Source organism: Parasphingorhabdus sp. (assembly GCF_965233695.1).
In the GTDB taxonomy this organism is placed as follows: Bacteria; Pseudomonadota; Alphaproteobacteria; order Sphingomonadales; family Sphingomonadaceae; genus Parasphingorhabdus.
On record NZ_OZ247497.1, the window covers coordinates 497973 to 517620 of the forward strand.

The 19648-nt window shown below is 53.6% G+C and carries 18 protein-coding genes and 1 tRNA gene; 10 read left to right on the forward strand and 9 right to left on the reverse strand.

Features of this window, described 5'->3' with window-relative positions:
• Nucleotides 1-1248 carry an alpha/beta hydrolase gene (locus tag ACO6S1_RS02320; RefSeq protein ID WP_422344753.1) on the forward strand — a complete coding sequence of 416 codons (1248 nt, stop codon included), beginning with the start codon at nt 1-3 and terminating at the stop codon, nt 1246-1248.
• Nucleotides 1249-1848: a uracil-DNA glycosylase family protein gene (locus tag ACO6S1_RS02325; RefSeq protein ID WP_422344754.1), complete on the forward strand. Its 600-nt coding sequence runs from the start codon at nt 1249-1251 to the stop codon at nt 1846-1848.
• On the opposite strand, the gene ACO6S1_RS02330 is transcribed toward ACO6S1_RS02325, so the two are convergent.
• A complete protein-coding gene (locus tag ACO6S1_RS02330; RefSeq protein ID WP_422344755.1) occupies nt 1832-2323 on the reverse strand; it encodes a flavodoxin family protein in 492 nt (163 codons plus the stop codon). The two genes, ACO6S1_RS02325 and ACO6S1_RS02330, sit on opposite strands and share 17 nt — an antisense overlap.
• A 65-nt stretch (nt 2324-2388) precedes the next feature.
• Here ACO6S1_RS02330 and recJ point away from each other — a divergent pair, with 65 nt between their 5' ends.
• Both recJ and ACO6S1_RS02340 read left to right on the forward strand, forming a co-directional pair.
• On the forward strand, nt 2389-4155 hold the full coding sequence (gene recJ / locus ACO6S1_RS02335; RefSeq protein ID WP_422344756.1) for a single-stranded-DNA-specific exonuclease RecJ: 1767 nt from the start codon (nt 2389-2391) through the stop codon (nt 4153-4155).
• Nucleotides 4156-4288: 133 nt separating this feature from the next.
• Nucleotides 4289-4363, forward strand: a tRNA-Glu gene (locus ACO6S1_RS02340).
• A gap of 366 nt (nt 4364-4729) precedes the next feature.
• Here ACO6S1_RS02340 and ACO6S1_RS02345 read toward each other — a convergent pair.
• On the reverse strand, nt 4730-4891 hold the full coding sequence (locus ACO6S1_RS02345; RefSeq protein ID WP_422346274.1) for a hypothetical protein: 162 nt from the start codon (nt 4889-4891) through the stop codon (nt 4730-4732).
• Between the two features lie 113 nt (nt 4892-5004).
• Here ACO6S1_RS02345 and ACO6S1_RS02350 point away from each other — a divergent pair, with 113 nt between their 5' ends.
• On the forward strand, nt 5005-5577 hold the full coding sequence (locus tag ACO6S1_RS02350; protein WP_422344757.1) for a fasciclin domain-containing protein: 573 nt from the start codon (nt 5005-5007) through the stop codon (nt 5575-5577).
• Here ACO6S1_RS02350 and ACO6S1_RS02355 read toward each other — a convergent pair.
• The 3 genes from ACO6S1_RS02355 to ACO6S1_RS02365 all read right to left on the reverse strand — a co-directional run bounded on the left by ACO6S1_RS02355 (nt 5549) and on the right by ACO6S1_RS02365 (nt 7762).
• Nucleotides 5549-5779, reverse strand: a complete 231-nt coding sequence (locus ACO6S1_RS02355) for a hypothetical protein (RefSeq protein ID WP_422344758.1) — start codon at nt 5777-5779, stop codon at nt 5549-5551. The two genes, ACO6S1_RS02350 and ACO6S1_RS02355, sit on opposite strands and share 29 nt — an antisense overlap.
• Nucleotides 5780-5882: 103 nt before the next feature.
• Nucleotides 5883-7154 carry a cytochrome P450 gene (locus ACO6S1_RS02360; RefSeq protein WP_422344759.1) on the reverse strand — a complete coding sequence of 424 codons (1272 nt, stop codon included), beginning with the start codon at nt 7152-7154 and terminating at the stop codon, nt 5883-5885.
• A 17-nt stretch (nt 7155-7171) separates the two neighbouring features.
• A complete protein-coding gene (locus ACO6S1_RS02365; RefSeq protein WP_422344760.1) occupies nt 7172-7762 on the reverse strand; it encodes a carboxymuconolactone decarboxylase family protein in 591 nt (196 codons plus the stop codon).
• A 291-nt stretch (nt 7763-8053) separates the two neighbouring features.
• Here ACO6S1_RS02365 and putA point away from each other — a divergent pair, with 291 nt between their 5' ends.
• Nucleotides 8054-11533 (forward strand): bifunctional proline dehydrogenase/L-glutamate gamma-semialdehyde dehydrogenase PutA, encoded by a 3480-nt coding sequence (gene putA / locus ACO6S1_RS02370; RefSeq protein ID WP_422344761.1) that lies wholly within the window; start codon nt 8054-8056, stop codon nt 11531-11533.
• Nucleotides 11534-11609: 76 nt separating this feature from the next.
• The gene (locus tag ACO6S1_RS02375; protein ID WP_422344762.1) at nt 11610-12365 is read left to right on the forward strand and encodes a glucose 1-dehydrogenase; all 756 of its coding nucleotides are present in this window, start codon (nt 11610-11612) and stop codon (nt 12363-12365) included.
• 36 nt (nt 12366-12401) lie between these two features.
• On the opposite strand, the gene ACO6S1_RS02380 is transcribed toward ACO6S1_RS02375, so the two are convergent.
• Nucleotides 12402-12575, reverse strand: coding sequence for a hypothetical protein (locus ACO6S1_RS02380; RefSeq protein WP_422344763.1), 174 nt, complete (start codon nt 12573-12575; stop codon nt 12402-12404).
• Between the two features lie 384 nt (nt 12576-12959).
• Here ACO6S1_RS02380 and ACO6S1_RS02385 point away from each other — a divergent pair, with 384 nt between their 5' ends.
• Entirely contained in the window at nt 12960-13100 is a 141-nt protein-coding gene (locus ACO6S1_RS02385) for a hypothetical protein (protein WP_422344764.1), read from the forward strand.
• Nucleotides 13101-13106: 6 nt separating this feature from the next.
• Nucleotides 13107-13349 (forward strand): hypothetical protein, encoded by a 243-nt coding sequence (locus ACO6S1_RS02390; RefSeq protein ID WP_422344765.1) that lies wholly within the window; start codon nt 13107-13109, stop codon nt 13347-13349.
• Nucleotides 13350-13485: 136 nt separating this feature from the next.
• Here ACO6S1_RS02390 and ACO6S1_RS02395 read toward each other — a convergent pair whose 3' ends face one another.
• The 3 genes from ACO6S1_RS02395 to ACO6S1_RS02405 are packed head-to-tail and all read right to left on the reverse strand — an operon-like array spanning nt 13486 to nt 19065.
• Nucleotides 13486-16794, reverse strand: a complete 3309-nt coding sequence (locus ACO6S1_RS02395; RefSeq protein WP_422344766.1) for an error-prone DNA polymerase — start codon at nt 16792-16794, stop codon at nt 13486-13488.
• Nucleotides 16791-18347 (reverse strand): Y-family DNA polymerase, encoded by a 1557-nt coding sequence (locus ACO6S1_RS02400; protein WP_422344767.1) that lies wholly within the window; start codon nt 18345-18347, stop codon nt 16791-16793. Before ACO6S1_RS02400 ends, ACO6S1_RS02395 begins: the two co-directional genes overlap by 4 nt.
• A complete protein-coding gene (locus ACO6S1_RS02405) occupies nt 18247-19065 on the reverse strand; it encodes an ImuA family protein (protein WP_422344768.1) in 819 nt (272 codons plus the stop codon). Before ACO6S1_RS02405 ends, ACO6S1_RS02400 begins: the two co-directional genes overlap by 101 nt.
• A 114-nt stretch (nt 19066-19179) precedes the next feature.
• Here ACO6S1_RS02405 and ACO6S1_RS02410 point away from each other — a divergent pair, with 114 nt between their 5' ends.
• On the forward strand, nt 19180-19638 hold the full coding sequence (locus ACO6S1_RS02410; RefSeq protein WP_422344769.1) for an ABA4-like family protein: 459 nt from the start codon (nt 19180-19182) through the stop codon (nt 19636-19638).
• Nucleotides 19639-19648 lie beyond the last annotated feature (10 nt).

The window sequence follows — 19648 nt, forward strand, 5'->3', positions numbered from 1 at the left end:
ATGATGGGTGGCACTCTCAAACCGTTGGTGGCTCGCCTAAGACCACTGATATTGGGCCTGCCACTCTTTGCTGCCGCTTGTATCTCGCCAGTTGACTATGGCGACATACGGCACGCGGACTATGTCGCCAATAAACGCTGTGATCCTGCGTCAGAAGCTGGTGCTTATGACACCACTGACAGCGCTGAATTGCCCTTCTTTGTGGTGACAAGCCGATTGCCCGATTGTCGCGATGAAACGATCAAGCTGCTCAACCATCGCAGTGACAAAGTCCGCTTTGGCCGCTTCGGTGCACCACAGGATATCATGAATGAAAAGGGCAAGACCGACGGTCGCCGAATCCCCTTTACCATATCGAACGAAGCCCGATGGTGGAGTGACCTTTCCAAAACCATGGGCAACCGCGAAGGCCGCGTTCTGGTCTATGTACATGGTTACCGGGAAACGTTTTTCTCCAGTTCCCGCGATACAGCCCAGATTGCCCGGCTGACCAATTTTACCGGCCCCGTCATCCAATATGCCTGGCCCTCGCAAGGCGAATTTTTGAAATATGCAGTTGATGAAACCAACATGTATTGGGACGAACGCAATTTCCGCAAATTCCTGACCAAGCTGGCACAGCAAAGCTGGACCAAAGAAATTGTGTTGGTTTCCCATTCGCTTGGCGCGCGTTTGGTACTGCCTGCAGTCGAATTTGTTGACCGGACAACACCTAATGGCGATTCGAGCGTCATTTCCAACATCATCCTTGCCTCTCCGGATATCGACCGCCAGGATTTTGAGCGCGACATTGCCGAGGAAATACTGTCCGCCCGACGTGTCAACAATGACCGGCGGATTACCGTCTATGCCTCGGCAAAGGACAGCGCCTTGTCCCTTTCAGACGATGTGCATGGTTATCCGCGATTGGGAAATCCTCGCTGCTTCGACCCGTTCAAGGCTGCAGACTTGAAAGAAAAAGGCCTGCCCGAACGCTGCTATGCTGCGAAATCTCAATATGATGTGCCGCCCGAGAAAAGCGGTTTGACCATTGTTGATACCACTGCAGTCAGCAACGGCCGCATTGGTCACGGGGACTATCTGCGCAGTGCCGCTGCCTGCCGTGATTTTGCGGCCGTGGTCAATGGCGCGCGCGGGGCGATCAAGGGGCGCGAAGCCACCCATTTATCATATGTATTCATGTTGGCTGACGCCACCGAGGATGAAAAACCTGACCATCTGGCGATATGTCGCCGCGAAGCAGAATAAGTGACAAACGGGACGCAAGATCTCGATGCAATATTGAAAGATGTCCACGCTTGCACGATTTGTGATGGACTGCCGCTGGGCCCAAGCCCTCTGCTGCAAGCCGGATCGACATCAAAAATCCTGATCGCGGGACAGGCTCCAGGCAGCAAGACCCATGAAAAAGGCCGCCCGTTCGACGATCAAAGCGGCAAGCGTCTGCGTGCGTGGCTCGGTGTAACCGAAGACCAGTTTTATGATCCTGCGTTATTCGCGATCATTCCGATGGGTTTTTGCTTTCCGGGAACAGGCAAAGGCGGAGACCTGCCGCCGCGCGCCGAATGTGCACCGCAGTGGCGCCGGCCGTTGCTCGGTCACTTGCCAAATTTGGATCTGACTATCATCCTCGGCCAATATGCCCTCGACTGGCATCTCGGCGATACCAAATCCAAAACACTTACGGAGACAGTCGAACGGTGGGAAGAATTTTGGCCCGATGCCCTGCCCCTTCCCCATCCCAGCCCGCGCAACATCCGCTGGTTCAAGGCAAATCCGTGGTTTGAGGCAGATGTGATCCCAGTCTTGCAAAAGCGCGTCGCGCAATTGATCAAAAAATGCCCATAGCGAGACCAGCGGCCAGGGTCGCACCAATTTCTGCACATTGCGCTTTGTCCGTCTCGCTAATCGTCTTGGGTGCCAAAATGGCTTCTTCGGTCTGCGCATAAGTACAGACTATCGGCGTATCGACCACTTTCTTGAGCCGCCATCCGGTGGCAATCCGTTCCAGCTGTTTTCGGGCATTATCACCATCCGATCCTGCACAGATCATTGCGGCATAGGCTCGGCCTTCGATCTGCCCCAGTAACGGATAGTAACAGCGATCGAAAAATGCCTTCATCACCCCGGCAATCGCTGCCAGATTTTCCGGCGTCGCGAAAATATAGCCATCGGCCTCCAGCATATGGGCGGGTCCGCAATCTTCGGCCCGCATCAGCGCGATATGCATATTCTCTTCGCAACGTGCCGCCGCCGCGGCGGCCTCCGCCATCTGCCGGGTGCCACCGGTATAGCTGTGATAGACAATAAGCAGATTTTTCATGTCCCCCGCCCTAACAGCGATCAAAGCAATTGTCAGCGGATCATGGTTCGCGCATAGCTGCAGACATGAATGCAGTTCTCAATGTCACCAAATCACTCTCTGGCCAGACATGGCAATGGCGCAGCACCAGTGCAGATGCTCGCGACCCCGGTTTTCAGCCGGATGACCTGGTCACACAGTTATTATTGGCCCGAGGCGCCACGCGCGAAACGCTGGAAATCAACAGGGACCCGACCATAAGAGGCTTCATGCCCGACCCGTCGGTTTTTCAGGATATGGATGTGGCGGCAGAACGATTGGCAAAGGCCGTTCTAAATCAAGACAATGTCACGGTTTTCGGCGACTATGACGTCGACGGTGCCACCAGCGCCGCATTGCTCATTCGCCTGTTCCGCGATCTAGGCCTGGAGGCGGGCTATTATATTCCCGATCGCCTGATGGAAGGCTATGGTCCCTCTGGCGAAGCGCTGGTCATGCTGGGACAGCAAGGTTCCGATCTGGTCGTTACTGTTGATTGCGGCGCGATGGCCTTTGATGCCCTTGATATGGCTCATGCCGCGGGTGTCGAAGTGATTGTCGTTGATCATCATAAATGTGCTGCGGAGCTGCCTAAGGCCAGCGCGCTGGTGAATCCCAACCGCCTCGATGAAAGCGATGCCGGGGCAGAACACGGACATCTCGCCGCGGTCGGCATGGCTTTCCTATTGGGTGCAGCGCTGGTTCGCAATCTGCGCGGCAAAGGTTTTTTCAAAGACCGCACTGAACCGAAACTGCTGGAACTGCTGGATATTGTTGCGCTCGGTACCGTCGCCGATGTTGCACAGTTGCGCGGACTGAACCGTGCTTTTGTGGCACAGGGCCTCAAAATATTGGCGGGCCGTAAAAATGTCGGCCTCGCCGCCCTGATCGATGCCAGCCGTCTGAAGCGGGCGCCAATATGCTCTGATCTCGGCTTTGCGCTCGGACCGCGGATCAATGCAGGCGGACGGGTTGGCAAATCCGATCTGGGCGTCCGTTTGCTAACGACCCAAGATCCGGAAGAGGCCCAGAAAATTTCAGCCGAGCTAGATCATTTCAACCAGGAACGCAGGGCGATTGAGGCCCATGTGCTGGAACAGGCCGAGGCCATGTGTTCCTCCCAACAGAATCAAGCGGTTGCGGTCCTGTCAGCAAAAGGCTGGCATCCCGGTGTCATTGGGATTGTCGCTGGACGCATCAAGGAAAAACTCGGCCGACCAGCGATCATCATTGCCGAGGATGATGACGGCATTGGCAAGGGATCCGGCCGCTCCATTTCCGGTGTTGATCTCGGTGCCGCCATAATAGCCGCGAAAGACCAGGGTTTGCTTATCGCAGGTGGCGGTCACGCCATGGCGGCAGGTGTCACTATTGAGGCATCCAAAATTGATGCGTTCAGCGAATTTCTGAACGATCGGCTGGCCGACACTGTCGGCACAGCGCAGGCCGGAAAGGCTTTATTGCTCGATGCTGTGTTGTCACCCAAGGGAGTCAATCCGCTGTTCGTGGAAGCGATGGACGGTGCCGGGCCTTATGGAATGGGCTGGCCAGCGCCGCGGATTGCAGCGGGGCCCGTACGGATCATCAAATGCGATATTGTCGGTAAAGATCATGTCCGCATGATTGTCGCAGGCGACGATGGTGGTTCGATTAAAACCATCGCCTTCCGCGCCGCCGAAAGTGATCTGGGTCAAGCCCTGCTCAGCGCACCAAAGAATCGCAAGCTTTGGATCGCAGGCCGCGCCAAAATCGATGATTGGGGCAGCCGTCCGGCCGCCGAAATCCATCTCGAAGATGCCGCTTGGGCCGATTAATCCCCCGCGTTTCAAGGGGTATAGAGAATATCGGGAAATATGCCCGCAAACCGCCAATAAAGGGTTGACCAAAGCGCCCGATACCCCTAATCGCCCAATTCTGCTGACCAGAGATGCTTTTGAGCATCGGTATGGCCCCTTCGTCTAGCGGTTAGGACGCGGCCCTTTCACGGCTGAAACACGGGTTCGATTCCCGTAGGGGTCACCACGCAGCTCTCTCTTTTATATCAAGAGCTTAATTGCCGTTTGGGTGTGGTTTTATCGTGTCTTTCCGGGGACCCGTACGCCTGGGAACCGGTGTTTCAAAAATAGGGACTGAACTGCGAGAGACTTTGGGTGGAATTAGCCGCTACAGGCTAAAACCGGCAGAAAAATATATTCAAAGCAAATGTATGTTTGAGCGCGAAAGAAGACGCCAGAATCCGAAATCAGAGACAATCGATAAAATGACTGACAGTTGGTTCAGAGGCGGCATGGTCTCGACGTTGATTTGGGTATTTGGATACTGATCGGCAAATTTGCCAATGGCCGGATGGATCATGGTGTCCAGAATTGCCGGTCCGCTGACGATTTGCTAAATATGCTCGCCGCTCTGGGTTTGGGTTTTGACCGTCTGCGCGAGACTCAACAGGTCGACCGCCATCGGATAGAGCTTTTTGCCCATCTCCGTGGGCACTACCGTTCGCGTGGTGCGATGGAATAGCTTTACAGCCCAGCTATCCTCCGGGGCCTTGATGCTTTTGGTGAGTGCCGATCAGATAGAAGTGTAAAGCGGCTCAAATTATTTGATTTTTTGCTATCATCTAGCGACTGGTGTTATAAAGAGAGAATTCAAAAGAAAGGTTAGACATGAACACCCCCTCAAAATTTATTCTCGCCGCCGCCGCATTGGCAGCCGTCACTGCTTGCTCCTCTGAAATGAGTGAGGACGAACAAGCCATTTATGATGCGCGCATGGCGGAAGAAGCGAAAAAACCAACAAATCTTACCGCCGTAGTGCAGGCTAACCCAGATCTTTCAACGGCCAGCACCATGGTTGGTTTGTCAGGCATTGCTGCCGATCTTAAAGATGATGGTCCCTTTACGGTGTTCGTAGCTACTAACGACGCATTCAACAAAATGGATTCAGAAAGACTGTCCGGTCTGATGTCGAATGAGGACAAGACCGAGCTTGCCAGCATCGCGAAATTCGGTCTGGTAGAGGGTGATATGAAGGCTGCCGACATTGCCAAGGCGATCACCGACGGCGGTGGCACAGCCAGCCTCACCACTCTACAGGGCGGCGTCATCAAGGCGACCATGGAAGGTGAGAAAGTAATACTTGAGGACGGCGCTGGCAACAAGGTCAATGTGATCGAAGCCGACGTGGAATCAAGCAATGGTACGGTCCACATTATTGATGGTGTTTTGATGCCGAAATAATCGCCATATGGTTGAACGAAAATTGGGCTCCGCTGAAAAGCGGGGCCTTTTTTGTTTGAACAGCGCCAATGGATCGATTGATCGTCGGTAAAAATAGGTCACGCTGGCTTTTCTCAGTTTTGTGGGACAACATATTTGTCCTGGAAAAACCTGCCGTAACCATTGCCAAACCAAATAAGATCTCCCCTGCAATATCGGCCATCAATTGCCTTGCCCGGATAACGATCGGATTTGCGAACGGCTGTGCTTTTACAGGTTACAATTAACGGAAACTCGCCAAGGGTTGCAGTTTTAGATGCTCATTTTCAGCGTTTCTTCGGTTCAAATTCTATATGCAACTCTTTCAGGGATCGTAGTAAGAAATGGGGATGGATAGCAAAATCATTCTTTTCTTCGGCGAACCACATATCCTCAAATCTTTCCACCACCGCGGTGAAACCCCAAATCAACTCTCGTCGTGCCAAAGGCGCACCCAAACAGTGATGCACGCCGGATCCAAAGGCGACATGGGAGCCCGGCTTTGGACGATTCAAATCCAAAGTTTCCGGACATTCAAATTGGCTGCCATCGCGATTGGCTGAAGCGAAGCGAATATTGATCAGCGAACCAGCCGGGATCGACACCCCCTGAATCTCGGTATCAGTCGCGACAAACCGCATAAGACTTTGCACGGGTGATTCCAGCCGCAATATTTCCTCGATGAAGATTTTCATATATTTGTCGGGATCATTTTTCAGTTGATGCCAGACATCCTTGTTCTCAATCAGCATTTTCATACCGGCGGACAAAGCATTGGTTGTTGTTTCGCTGCCGCCGACAAAGGTATCGGCCATCATTTCTGCATGCAGCTCATTATCGGTTAGCGGTCTTCCCCAATCTTCAATCACGGTATTGACCAAAGCGCTCAACAGACTGTCATTTGGATTGTTCCGTAGCTCTTCGAAAATCGGTTGAAAATAATGCTGCCCTTCAATTTCGCGGTCCACCATCTCCATTTCAGTTTGTTCATCGAGCATCATCGAGATGCGCCGAAAGAAAGCATCGGTCCAACCCTTGATCTTCCACATATCTTCACGCTTGGCGCCCATTTGCTCGCCGATGATATAGAGCGGCAACGGAACGGCGAATTGCTTTACCCAGTTGCAGTGGCCGTCTTTGATAAAATCATCAATCAGATCAAAAGCGAGTGTTTCAACCAACGGGTCCATCTCTTTGATCCTGGCGGGCCGGAAGGCTTCATTGAACATCGCGCGCATTTGTTTGTGGCCGGGATCATCCCGATTGCCCAGCGTTGGCCCGGGAACCCAGCCTTTGTCGGCAAACCGTGCCGCAATTTTCTTCTGCCGTTCGATATTGCCGGTTTTCATTCGATAGGCTGTCCCTTCCGCGCCGCTGCGAAAAGTCTGCGGATCCATCAATATGGCACGAACATCTTCATATCGCGAGACAACATAAATATCCGTACCGGGCTGTTTGTAGACCGGTGCTTCCTCGCGAAGTGTTTTATAAGCCTCATAAGGACATTGTTGGGTATCAACATCGAACAGATTAATTTGCGGGCTGGATTTAGTAGCCATTTTCCTGTCTCCCCATGCTAGCGAACTTGAACCGATTCCTCGCCCCATGGCCCAATCTCTTTTTCGGTTTCCTGGAAGGCGTCGGGTAATTCCTCAACCATTTTCCAGGTCGCTGCGAGCCGGCCGAAACCAACAAAAAATGCGACTGTCATCCCCAACTCGACGATTTGTGCCTCAGAGAAATATTCCCGCAGCTCGTCATATATGGAGTCATCGATCGCCAAATGGTCCGTGGCGAACAATTCTCCGTAACGGATCGCTGCCTTTTCGGCATTTGATAGATTTTCCGCCTCGTCAGGCTTTTCCAGCGAACAGACCAGATCTTCATTCAGTCCATCTGCCAATGCATCACTGTACCGAATGGCCATGCAGGACCGGCATTGATTGAAGAAGGCGATGCGCAACCTGACCAGCTCAATCAACCTGTCAGGGAGAGAGCGGTTCATTTTGAGTGCGCCACCAAAACCCATCAAACCCAATGCTTGCTCGGGACAGTGAGCAAAGAAACGCGTCAATCCCTGCTCTAGCTCGCTTGCTTCTTCCGGTTTAACCGCCGCAACAATGCGAGGGTCCCATTGTTCAAGCGGTAGTTTCGCTATTCGGCTCATACGCCTCTCCTTATCGTCTCCTGGTCATTCCGGAGCGTTGAAAGAGAATGCTGTATTATCGCCGAGAAACAACTGACGAAATGAACAAACAGATGAGCAAGATCGCACCGCCGCGGTCCTGATTTTTGCGGGCAACTTACATCCTTTTTGCGTATCGAACGACAAAGCTTGTATTCAAAGCCACAACTGAGATAGTCCAGCATAATCAGGCGAACCGATAGCGGTAAGATGGTTCATCTTCATCCGAACATCGGAACAAGCCCTCCACATTTTTAAGGACACGTATATTCCATGCATGCGTTGATTGACTATCGGGAGAAAGTGCGTGCCTATCATCGGGCCGATGAAGCCGAAGTGATAGACTATCTGATATCCCATTATGGCCCTGATAAGATCATGCGCGGACGTATTCAGGAGCGAGCGATACAGGTGGTACGAGAGGTGAGGCAGGCATCGGGGCCGACATTGACCGAGAGCTTTCTTGGTCAATATGGCCTTTCGACGGACGAGGGATTGGCCCTGATGACGCTTGCAGAAGCCCTTTTGCGTGTCCCCGATAACGAGACGATTGACGACCTGATAGAAGACAAGATCGGCCCTTCAAACTGGCGTGATCATATCGGTCAGTCGGACAGCTCGCTGGTCAATGCATCAACCTATGCGCTCGCCATGACGCGCAGCGTGATACAGGAGCCTGAAAGCCAGGGTCCTCTGGAGGCTTTGCGCGGCGCGATAAAAAGACTGGGTGAACCTGTCATTCGTGTTGCTGTGCGGCAGGCGATGAAAGAACTCGGCAATCAATTTGTACTTGGCGAGGATATGAAGCTGGCATTAAAGCGAGCCGAGAAATGGCGGGCGAAAGGGGCAACATATTCGTACGACATGCTTGGGGAAGCAGCGATCACGCAAGACGACGCGGATCGTTATTTTGAGGCCTATGCCGATGCGATAAAAGAAATTGCGAAAGCTGCCAGTTCGGATGACTTTCGCGAAAACCCGGGTCTCTCGATCAAATTGTCGGCCCTTTATCCCCGTTATGAAATGAGCCAGCAGGCCAAAGCGGTGCCTGCTCTCGCTGAACGCGTCGGCGAACTCGCATTGGCCGCGCGCGATGCCAATATCGGGCTGAACATTGATGCCGAGGAAGCCTATCGCCTCGGTCTTTCGCTGGATATGATCGAAATGGTCTTAAGTGATCCGCGGCTTGCCGGATGGGATGGATTTGGCATCGTCGTACAAGCCTTTGGAAAGCGGGCAAGCTTTGTTCTGGACTGGCTCTATGCGCTTGTTACCCAACTCGACAGAAAGATCATGGTTCGCCTGGTCAAAGGCGCTTATTGGGACAGTGAGATTAAGCGGGCACAAATGGATGGTGTGCCCGACTTCCCGGTGTTTACGACCAAATCAGCAACCGATATCAGCTATATCTGCTGTGCAGCACAGCTTTTGAAGATGACTGACAGGATCTATCCTCAGTTCGCGACGCACAATGCGCATAGTGTCGCGGCCATTTTGGAATTAGCGGGCAATAGCAAAGACTTTGAATTCCAGCGACTGCACGGCATGGGAGAAGCATTGCACGGCGCGCTGCTGCGCAACGAAAAAGTACGTTCACGAATCTATGCCCCGGTCGGCAAGCATCGCGAATTGCTCGCCTATCTTGTCCGGCGTCTCCTTGAAAACGGCGCTAATTCGTCCTTTGTGAACCAATTGGCTAATCACGCTGTGCCAGCCGAAAAGATTGCTACAGATCCTTTTGAGACGCTGGAGGCTGATCAGGAATCAAATCAGTCGAAGATCATCAAGCCAGCCGATCTGTATCTGCCGGATCGCATCAATTCGCGCGGATGGGATCTCGCCAATCGCATGGACATGAACGAATATGTAGCCGAACGCGCGCCATTTGCTGAAAAACTATGGCGTTCATCGCCGATAACCGTGCGACCAGTGACAAACGGTGCGGTGCGCAAAATAGTCAATCCCGCGCTGCCGGAAAATCAGGTTGGCGAGGTAATTGAGGCTGATACGGAACAAGCCGTCGGCGCTATTGCCGAAGCTCGTGTCTGGGATGTTCCTATTGCCGAGCGCGCAGCAGTTTTAAGAAAAGCGGCCGATCTTTACGAGCAAAATCACGGCGAAATATTTGCTCTATTGGCGAGGGAGGCTGGCAAAACGCAATTCGATACAATTGCAGAATTGCGTGAAGCCGTTGATTTTCTGCGCTATTACGCAAAAGAGGCAGAAAAAATTCCTTCCAGCAAGCCACGCGGTACAATCAGTTGCATCTCGCCGTGGAACTTCCCATTGGCCATTTTTACCGGACAAATTGCCGCCGCTTTGGCTGCCGGCAATGCTGTATTGGCGAAACCGGCGGACCAGACCCCTTTGATTGCGGCGCTTGCCACTGGCTTGTTGCATGACGCAGGCGTGCCATTAACCGCTCTGCAATTGCTACCCGGCGCAGGGGCTACTGTGGGTGCTGCCATCAGTGGCGATGTCGGCGTTCAAGGAGTCTGTTTTACCGGTTCCACTGCAACTGCGCAGATTATAAACCGAAATCTCGCCGAAAACGGGCAAGTGAATTCAATGCTTATTGCAGAAACCGGCGGCCTGAACTGCATGATCGTAGACTCCACTGCTTTGCCGGAACAATCCGTTCGCGACATTATCACTTCTGCATTTCAGTCTGCAGGACAGCGTTGTTCAGCCTTGCGCATGCTCTATCTGCATAAGGATATCGCGACTCCGTTTCTCAAAATGCTTGGCGGTGCGATGGACGCGTTGGAAATCGGCAACCCGTGGTGGCTGTCCACGGATATTGGGCCGGTGATCGACGAAGCTGCTCAAGACAAGATCACAGCGCATATCGCGACTGCCAGAGCGCAAGACCGATTGATCAAGCAGCTCAACGTTCCCGAAGATGGCTACTTCGTGGGGCCTGCGGTCATCCGCGTGGATGGCATTAATGATCTGGGCGAGGAGATATTCGGACCGGTTCTGCATGTCGCCACTTTTGAAAATGATGATCTCGACAGGATAATCAGCGACATTAACAATCGCGGCTATGGACTGACCTTTGGTCTGCAAACGCGTATCGAGCGACGCATCGACAAACTGAGTGCGGCGATGAAAGTTGGTAACATCTATGTGAATCGCAATCAGGTCGGAGCGGTGGTAGGTTCTCAACCCTTTGGCGGAGAGGGCCTTTCCGGCACAGGCCCCAAAGCCGGGGGGCCGCATTATTTGTCTAGCTTTTTTAAAGTTTCGACGCCGGTCAAACCTATGACATCCGGCAATATATTAACGCTCGACCAGGTTCAGGCAGCGCTGGAAAGCTTGCCTGAAGCAGATACACGGCCACGCGGCTGTGAAATCATGCCGGGACCCACGGGGGAATCCAATGAGCTATTCACCTATGCGCGCGGCAGAATATTGTGCCTTGGCCCATCTCTGGCAGACGCGATACAGCAAGCGGAAACCGCACGGCTGCAGGGCTGTGAACCGCTGATTGTTGTTCCTGACGCGAACGGAGAATATGCACTGAACGGGTTCCTCGATCGCAAACATCTGACCGAATTGGACGGCTTCGATGCTGTTATATGCTGGAGCGAGATTGAGGATACCAGAGCTATACGCATCGCCCTGGCGCAACGAGACGGGCCGCTTATCCCTTTGATTACGGAAGAGGAATTTTCCGGCCGCTGCATTGTCGAAAGGCATGTGTGTATCGATACAACGGCTGCAGGCGGCAATGTTTCGTTGCTGGCATAGTCGTATCGAAAACATCTGAAGTGATAGTGACGTATCATCGCCAATAAGGCTAAGCGTGAATTTTGAGGATCAGAATATGGGACGCGTGCAAGACAAGATCATCCTGTTAACCGGCGGTGCCATGGGGCTCGGCGAGGCAGCCGCCAAACGATTGATCGCAGAGGGTGCCCGGGTGATAATCACCGACCACAATATCGAAGCCGGGCAAAAAACCGCAGCGGCATTGGGCGAAAACGCGGAATTTCTGGAACAGGATGTTACCGACCCGAACCGCTGGACCGAGATTATAGCGGAAATCGAAGCCCGCTATGGCCGTCTCGATGTGTTGATCAATAACGCCGCTGTAACTGTTTTTGGCTCGATAGCTGATATTAGTTACGAGGATTTCAAACGATGCTTTACCGTTGACGTCGATTCCATTTTTCTCGGATGCAAATCTGCTTTGCCCTTGATGAGCAAAACGGGCGGATCGATTATCAATTTCTCATCAGCCGCTGCCATCAGCGCTAGTGCCGACCTCGCCGCCTATAATTCCGCCAAAGCAGCCATTCCGATGCTGACCAAATCAATTGCGCTCTATTGTGCTCGAGAGAAAAACGGGGTCCGCGTTAACGCGGTATTGCCGGGCACGATCCTGACACCCAATGTCCAGTCTGTGGCGGACGCTTCGCCCGATCCTGATGCATTGCTGGAACAATTTGCGTTGGCACAGCCGGTTGGACATATGGGCGAACCCGACGACATTGCGCATTTGATCGTCTATCTTGCTTCTGACGAAAGCAAATTTGCGACTGGTGCGGGCTTTGCCGTGGATGGTGGTTTGAGCATCTAGCTGTTTTTTCCATGGCCTCCCATTTGTCTGGTTTATCTAACCAGCCAAAACGGTCGCAGCTGTCTCTTCGATATTGCCGTCCACAACCAACGGACTTCCGCCAACAATACCAACTTTCGTTTGGCCGTTTGCATCCGCACGTAACCAAGCGATATTCTCGACAACAACCAAATAGTTGCCGCCGCGTGATTCGAGTAAAACGAATTTCATGATAATGTCTCCTGACATAATCTGATCTACTGGACGAAACTCTTTTATAGATTAACGTCCAGCCTGCTATGTTCTGAACCGAGTGGTTGTAAGCACTGGCACTCAAATCTCTTCGCGCCTTACAAAAGCCTTTATCAATCCCTATATCTAGAGAACGTCGTTGCGATCTATTTATCGTAATTCTGTCTGACGGTGTCTCTTCACAATCAAAAATTCCTTTGATTGGCTTTCCTGAGACAGGAAAACCGATCGCTGTGCCCGGATTCTCGACAGGCCGACATGAGCGATCCGAAGACCCGATCTAAATCACCGTTTTAAAGCTTTTTCTTTGATACCAAAGCAATTGAAACACTGTTCCAAGCACAAAGTCGGAAGGAAAACGTCATGGCCAAGTCACAAAGAAAATCAAAACGCGAAGTCCGTAAGCCCAAAGCAGAGAAGGTGAAGACAAATGCTTCAAAACCATCCGAGAAGGCTGGTATTGTTCGCGGTCTAGAACATATGAAAACCGGTCGCGGGAAATAACGGGAAATGCGCGTAAAGGCAGAAATTTGCCGTGCTCAGGAAGCGCGCCAGTTGGACCTTGCTGTCAATGACCCGCTGGAAAGCCGCCGGATAATCGCAGCTGCTGCTGCAAAAGCATGGGGGCTGGAAGCAATTCAGGCAGAAAAACGAGAGGCAGGCCATTTGGATCCACTCGACAAGCTCGATGCGGAAATAACTACCGAATTTGCCGAAGAAAACCTAATCAAAAGGAATAAATATGCCGGTTAGATTACAAATTGCTTATGGGATGATAGCTTTGATGATCACTGCGATCGGTTTCGGCATTTATCATTACAGGAAGAAACAGAAGGAAAAGCACGGCGGATGATGAGCGGCATTTCCGCGCTGCAAGAAACTGACGCGCTCAATGAAAATCCCGCGAGTCTGGTAAGATTCTGACATTGCGTGGATGCCTCCGGTTGGCGGGGAATGCGGCGCCCGTATTGCCAGCCGCTACACCCGGCTTGGCCGCAGCAATCCTGTCCAGACGATCGGTATAATCCGCCACATGACTGGCGATGATGTGGATCACGCCCTCTTTGCTTTTCTGCACTTCCCCGCGAACCTTCATCAGGCGCGCAGACATGATCGGGCGGCGATAGCGTTCGAACAGGCGCGCCCAGATGAGGATGTTGGCAACCCCCGTTTCATCTTCCAGCGTGACAAAGATCGCATTGCCTTTGCCTGGCCGCTGGCGGATCAGCACGATCCCCGCAACGTCCGCAAATGATCCGTTTTTGGCATGAGCGACATCCGCGCAGCGCAGTGTTTTCTGGCTATCAAAAGCGTTCCGCAAAAACTCCATCGGATGGCCTTTGAGCGATAACCGCGTTGTCTGATAATCGGTAATCACATGTTCGCGCTTGGTCATGCCGGGGAGCTGCGTATCTTCCTCCAGAGCCAGTTCCCTTGCATCGGCCGCAGCAAATAGCGGCAAAGTCCCGCTTGGCGTGCGGCGCACTTCCCATAGCGCCTGTCTGCGGTCCAATCCGATGGACCGGCAGGCATCCGCATCGGCAAGCATCTGCATCGCGCGTTGTGGCAATTGCGCGTCATGGGCCAGCTCTTCAATCGATGCAAAGGGCCGGCAAGCGATCATCCGCTCGGCCCAGGTCTCGCGGAAACCATCAATTTGCCGCAGGCCCAGACGCATAGCCAAGTCCCCTCTCCCCTTCGGGGGAGAGGCCGGAAGAGGGGAATTCAAAGACCGCGCCATCGTCGATGCCCCCCTCTCCCCTGAAGGGGAGAGGGAGTCTGATGCTTCCAAGATATTATCCCAATTGCTGTGATTAATATCGATGCCGCGCACCTCGACATCGTGTTCGCGTGCATCGCGGATGATTTGTGCTGGCGCATAAAATCCCATCGGCTGCGAATTGAGCAAGGCGGCGGCAAAAACAGCAGGATGGTGGCATTTGATCCACGAGGATATGTAAACCAATATGGCAAAGGACTGGGCATGACTCTCCGGAAAGCCATAGCTGCCAAAACCCTGTATCTGCCTATAGCATCGCTCGGCAAATTCGCGTTCATAGCCGCGTGCGACCATGCCATCGATCATCTTTGCCTGGAAATGGTGGATGGTACCGACATTGCGAAATGTCGCCATCGCACGGCGCAGCTTGTTCGCATCACTGGATGAAAAATCGGCCGCGACAATAGCCAGTTTCATCGCCTGTTCCTGAAACAGCGGCACACCAAAGGTCCGCCCCAATACGCCTCTCAGTTCGTCGGGATCATGCGGCGGGGCGGGTGACGGATATTCGGTTTTCTCGACACCGGACCGGCGGCGCAAATAGGGATGCACCATGTCCCCTTCAATCGGACCGGGGCGGACAATGGCAACCTGAATGACCAGATCATAAAATTCACGCGGACGCAGGCGCGGCAACATGTTCATCTGCGCGCGGCTTTCGACCTGAAACACGCCGACACTATCGCCTTTACATAGCATGTCATAAGTGACCGGGTCTTCGGCTGGAACGGTCGCGAGCTCATAATCACCCAGAGCGGATGTCCGCATCATATCGAAACTTTTACGGATGCAGGTGAGCATGCCAAGCGCCAGGACATCGACCTTCATCAGGCCGAGCGCATCAATATCATTCTTGTCCCATTCAATGAAGGTACGGTCGTCCATTGCCGCATTATGGATAGGCACGGTTTCATCGAGCCGGTCCTGCGTCAGCACAAAGCCGCCAACATGCTGGGACAGATGACGCGGGAATTCGAGTATCTGCTGCACCAGAGCGCCCAGGCGCGCTATTTCCGGATTGTCTGGATCAAGACCAGTCTCCCCGAAACGCTTGTCGGGATCCTTGGTCGACCAGCTGCCCCAAACGGTGCTCGAAAGGCGGCTGGTAATATCTTCCGACAGGCCCAGCGCCTTGCCCACTTCGCGAATGGCGCTGCGTGATCGATAATGAACGACTGTTGCCGCAATGGCAGCGCGACTGCGGCCATAGCGGTCATAGATATACTGGATGATTTCCTCTCGGCGCTCATGTTCGAAATCAACATCGATATCGGGCGGTTCCTTACGCTCCCTGGAAATGAAGCGGGAGAAAAGCAGGTCATGCTTCATCGGATCAACCGCGGTAATGCCAAGCAGGTAACAAACCACGCTATTGGCGGCGCTGCCGCGGCCTTGGCAGAGGATATCTTTGGACCGCGCATAGCGGACAATGTCATGGACCGTCAAAAAATAGGGCGCATATTCCAGCTTGTCGATAAGCTCCAATTCTTCGTTCAGCTTGTCAGACAATTTGCTTGGGACACCGCCCGGGTAAGACTTTGCCGCCGCTTCCCGGGCAAGATGTTCCAGCCATCCCTGCGGTGTCCATCCTTCCGGAACCGGTTCATCAGGATAATGATAGCTCAACTCGTCGAGCGAAAAATGGATGCCGGACAGAAAGCGCTGGGTTTCCTCGATCGCTTGCGGACAATCGGCAAATAACCGCGCCATTTCCTGCGGCGGCTTCAGATGGGCTTCGGCATTTTTGGCAAGCAAGCGTCCGGCTTCAGCGATGGTCGTTTTCTCGGATATGCACGTCAGGATATCGCTCAACGGACGTTGCTCGGCACTCGCGAACAAGGGCGCATTAGTGGCCAGCAAAGGCAAGCCCAGCCGAGCGGCTTCTTTTTGCAGTCTTGCAAGATAGCGGCGGTCTGCCCCATCCCGCGGCATCGTCACGCCCGCCCATAATCGGTCGTGCGCGACATCCATCAGAGGCTGCAAAAGCTTGAGCGCGCCTTCATCAGCCATGGCGATAAATTGCATATCCTCATGAAAGCCCAGGAGATCGCCAAGCATGAGATGGCAAGCGCCTTTCTCGGTGCGCAGGTTGCCGGTAGAAAGCAGCCGCGTCAGCCTTCCCCACCCTTTGCGATTGACCGGATAAGCAATGATGTCCGGCATCTCATCCACAAAACACAAGCGCGCACCAACGATCAGGTGAAAGGGGGGTAGTTCCAAGCCTTCTTCTGCCGCTGCCTCGCGGGTTTCGCGCAGGGCGACATGCGCGCGGACGACACCCGCCACGCTGTTTCTGTCGGCAATGCCAAGCCCGCTCATCCCCAAGTTCATGGCGTGCAAAACCATATCCGCCGGCGAAGAAGCTCCGCGCAAAAAGCTGTAATGTGTCGCAGCAACCAGTTCGGCAAAGTCAGTCATGCGAAGCTGCCGTGAATATACCAGTCAGGCTGGGCTTTTTCTGTTCCGTAGAGTCCGTAACGAAACAGCCAGTAACGCCGTCCTTCGCTATCCTCGACGCGGTAATAATCACGGGTCAGACCCGCCTTGCCCGGCAAATGCCCTTGCCGCTTGCGCCACCATGTCGATGCGATGCGCTCCGGACCTTCGGCGCGCGTGACATCATGGGTGACGCGTTTCCATATGAAGCGGCGCGGCGGGCCATCGGGCACTTCGGCCATCACCTTGATATGTTGCGGTGGGTCAAACAGAAACAGGGGCCGGGTGGGCGGCGCGCCTGATTCAGGCTGATCCCAGATAAAAGCGTCTTTGTAATCGAGCGCAGCGCGAGCGTGCAGGGCATGTTCGGGAATATAGCTATTGGCCGGCTCAAAACGCTGCACATCTTGCCGCCCCAGCCGAATACTGAGTTGACTGAGCAAAGCGGCTTCATCCGATGCCGCATCGCGCCCGCCATCCATGTCGGTTTGCACCGCGTCCAAGGATTCTGCAGCGGCAATGGACAAGCGTACCAGATCATAGCCAAAACCGGGATCAAGCGGATCGTTCAGCGTATCGATCCGTTCATTCAGCAGGCGCCGAAACAGCTTGTCGTCACGGGTCGGTGCGCCCGTTTCAATCGCCAGCTTGGCCACATGGCCATCACAGCGGAAGAGCTGCATCCGTATTTTGCGGGCGCCCTGCTTTCTGTCTTCCAGCATCTGCGCAGCCTCGATGAACAGCTCATGCAGGCATAGCAAGGCGCTATCAATATGCCCCATCGGTTCGGCAAAGCGTCGTTCCGTGATGATAGCAGCGCTTTTACGCTTCGGATTGACGGGGCGATCCTCCTGTCCCAGCAAACGCTCCAGCTTCAATACCAGTTCTGCCCCAAAACGGGCCGCCAATGGTGCGCGCGGACGGTCTGCCAAATCTCCGATATGATAGAGCCCGGCGCGCTCCAGCGACCTGTGCGTTTTGTCATTCATATCCAGCGCCGCCACCGGTAGCTGCGCCTGCGCGCCTTCCTTCAGGCCAAAGCGGGCGAGCGCCAGCGCCGCATCCACCGTCCCGGCCAAAGCCCATTGGAAAGACAGACCGGTGCCATCAAAGCGGTCTTCGATATCCTGCACCAACAGATGTTCATCACCGAACAAATGGACGCAGCCTGATATATCAAGGACCAATGACTGCGGCAGATGCAGCGCGATCATTGGCGTATAGCGTTCACAAGCTTCGGCAAGCCTGGCCAGCAATCGGGTATCGGCATCCCCGTCATGATCAAATATGAGTAGCTCTGGCACCCGCGCACGCGCATCCGCCAGAGGCATAGCGATATGCAACCCCTGCTCCTGTGCCTGTCGATCAAGCGCTGCCAGAACAAGCGCACCGCGGCTTTTTTCCACAAGCGCAAAAGGCCGCGGATCCCTGGTATCAAGCGCGCCTGCGCTGCTCCTGATAATCCGTTCCGAAGACAGAAACGGCAGGAACAGCGCCAATATCCGGCGCGTATTCCTCGAATATTCTACTGTCACGATTCCATTCCAATCGGCTTGAAAGCCCCTCTATCCCGCGCCTGTGGCGCAGCAATTTCACATCAAAAACAGGATGACCGGGGGCGTTCGCTTCCAAAGGCCGGGATGGCGCAGATGATATTTGCCAACGACTATAGGCAGCGGTTGAAAGCGAAGAGAGTTGATCACGCAACAGGAAAACGGTCACACCGCTCTCCCGCGCGAACAGAGACAAACGGCGGGTTGCCGTCAAATCCAGACCACGTGGGTTTTTCCCGGATAGCGCGAGTATGACTGACACCACGGCATTGGACCGAACAGCATCGGCTGCTGTCTTTAACGCGGCAATTACAGTTGTCGCTTGCGCATATATTATCCGGTTAGGATCAATACCCAGTTCAACAAGCCCCGGCGGATAGAGCAGGTTTCTGCACCGCTGGGTCTGTTTTTCATCCACCCATAATATCGGGTTGCTTCCCTTTTGACCGGATAGTCTGCAGCGTTCTGCAAGAAGCAGGCAAAAGGCGGAAGCGCAGGGCGTATCATCTTTCAAGGCGGCTTGTACTTCGTGCAAAGCCGCTTTGGGTAATCCCTGCCGCAACGCATGATCAAAGCGCTGGGCACCCAATAGGATAGCGCCGCCCTTTTTGATATTTTCATCCAGACAGGACGCGGAGGAAAGCGAAAGGGAAGCCGCCTTCCCTTTATTTTTCCGATGGATAGAATCACTAATGTTCATGTTATGTTCTATACCCTATGAACCCGCTCTTCTGTCAAGCGCAAGGTGATCCGCCATTGGAGGTCCAGCCTTTTTCATGCTAGCCTCTCTTTTGGAGAAGAGGGGAAACGCATCATGAACTGGGAACTCATATTCACGATCACCAATAACTGGGCATTGGTGATGTGGCTGATACTGGCCTTTGCGCCGCGAAAAGATGTTGTAATGAAGGGTGTTTTTTATGGCGGAGTAGCGTTGCTCGCCCTCGCCTACGCCGTGATCGTCATACCGCTCATGACCGGTATGATAGGTGGTGGAAGTGGCGGAAGTCCCGACTTTACCACACTCGCCGGTGTGCAGGCGCTGCTCTCCAGTGACGGCGGCGCAGTGGTGGGGTGGATCCATTATCTTGCCTTTGACCTGTTTGTCGGCATGTGGGTGGCGCGCAACGCGGATAAATACGGATTTGCACGCTGGATTCAGGTTCCCATATTGTTTTTCGTATTGATGTTGGGGCCATTGGGTCTAGTGCTCTATCTGCTGCTACGCTTCACGCGGCATAATAGAGTTGCAGATGCCGTAGTACCTCAATAAGACACTGAGT

What these genes read in the sequence shown, in the direction of transcription:
- ACO6S1_RS02320 (WP_422344753.1), top strand. Translation starts at nt 1, where the DNA reads ATGATGGGTGGCACTCTCAAACCGTTGGTGGCTCGCCTAAGACCACTG.
- ACO6S1_RS02330 (WP_422344755.1), bottom strand. Translation starts at nt 2,323, where the DNA reads ATGAAAAATCTGCTTATTGTCTATCACAGCTATACCGGTGGCACCCGG.
- recJ (WP_422344756.1), top strand. Translation starts at nt 2,389, where the DNA reads ATGAATGCAGTTCTCAATGTCACCAAATCACTCTCTGGCCAGACATGG.
- ACO6S1_RS02350 (WP_422344757.1), top strand. Translation starts at nt 5,005, where the DNA reads ATGAACACCCCCTCAAAATTTATTCTCGCCGCCGCCGCATTGGCAGCC.
- ACO6S1_RS02355 (WP_422344758.1), bottom strand. Translation starts at nt 5,779, where the DNA reads ATGGCCGATATTGCAGGGGAGATCTTATTTGGTTTGGCAATGGTTACG.
- ACO6S1_RS02360 (WP_422344759.1), bottom strand. Translation starts at nt 7,154, where the DNA reads ATGGCTACTAAATCCAGCCCGCAAATTAATCTGTTCGATGTTGATACC.
- ACO6S1_RS02365 (WP_422344760.1), bottom strand. Translation starts at nt 7,762, where the DNA reads ATGAGCCGAATAGCGAAACTACCGCTTGAACAATGGGACCCTCGCATT.
- putA (WP_422344761.1), top strand. Translation starts at nt 8,054, where the DNA reads ATGCATGCGTTGATTGACTATCGGGAGAAAGTGCGTGCCTATCATCGG.
- ACO6S1_RS02375 (WP_422344762.1), top strand. Translation starts at nt 11,610, where the DNA reads ATGGGACGCGTGCAAGACAAGATCATCCTGTTAACCGGCGGTGCCATG.
- ACO6S1_RS02380 (WP_422344763.1), bottom strand. Translation starts at nt 12,575, where the DNA reads ATGAAATTCGTTTTACTCGAATCACGCGGCGGCAACTATTTGGTTGTT.
- ACO6S1_RS02385 (WP_422344764.1), top strand. Translation starts at nt 12,960, where the DNA reads ATGGCCAAGTCACAAAGAAAATCAAAACGCGAAGTCCGTAAGCCCAAA.
- ACO6S1_RS02390 (WP_422344765.1), top strand. Translation starts at nt 13,107, where the DNA reads ATGCGCGTAAAGGCAGAAATTTGCCGTGCTCAGGAAGCGCGCCAGTTG.
- ACO6S1_RS02395 (WP_422344766.1), bottom strand. Translation starts at nt 16,794, where the DNA reads ATGACTGACTTTGCCGAACTGGTTGCTGCGACACATTACAGCTTTTTG.
- ACO6S1_RS02405 (WP_422344768.1), bottom strand. Translation starts at nt 19,065, where the DNA reads ATGAACATTAGTGATTCTATCCATCGGAAAAATAAAGGGAAGGCGGCT.
- ACO6S1_RS02410 (WP_422344769.1), top strand. Translation starts at nt 19,180, where the DNA reads ATGAACTGGGAACTCATATTCACGATCACCAATAACTGGGCATTGGTG.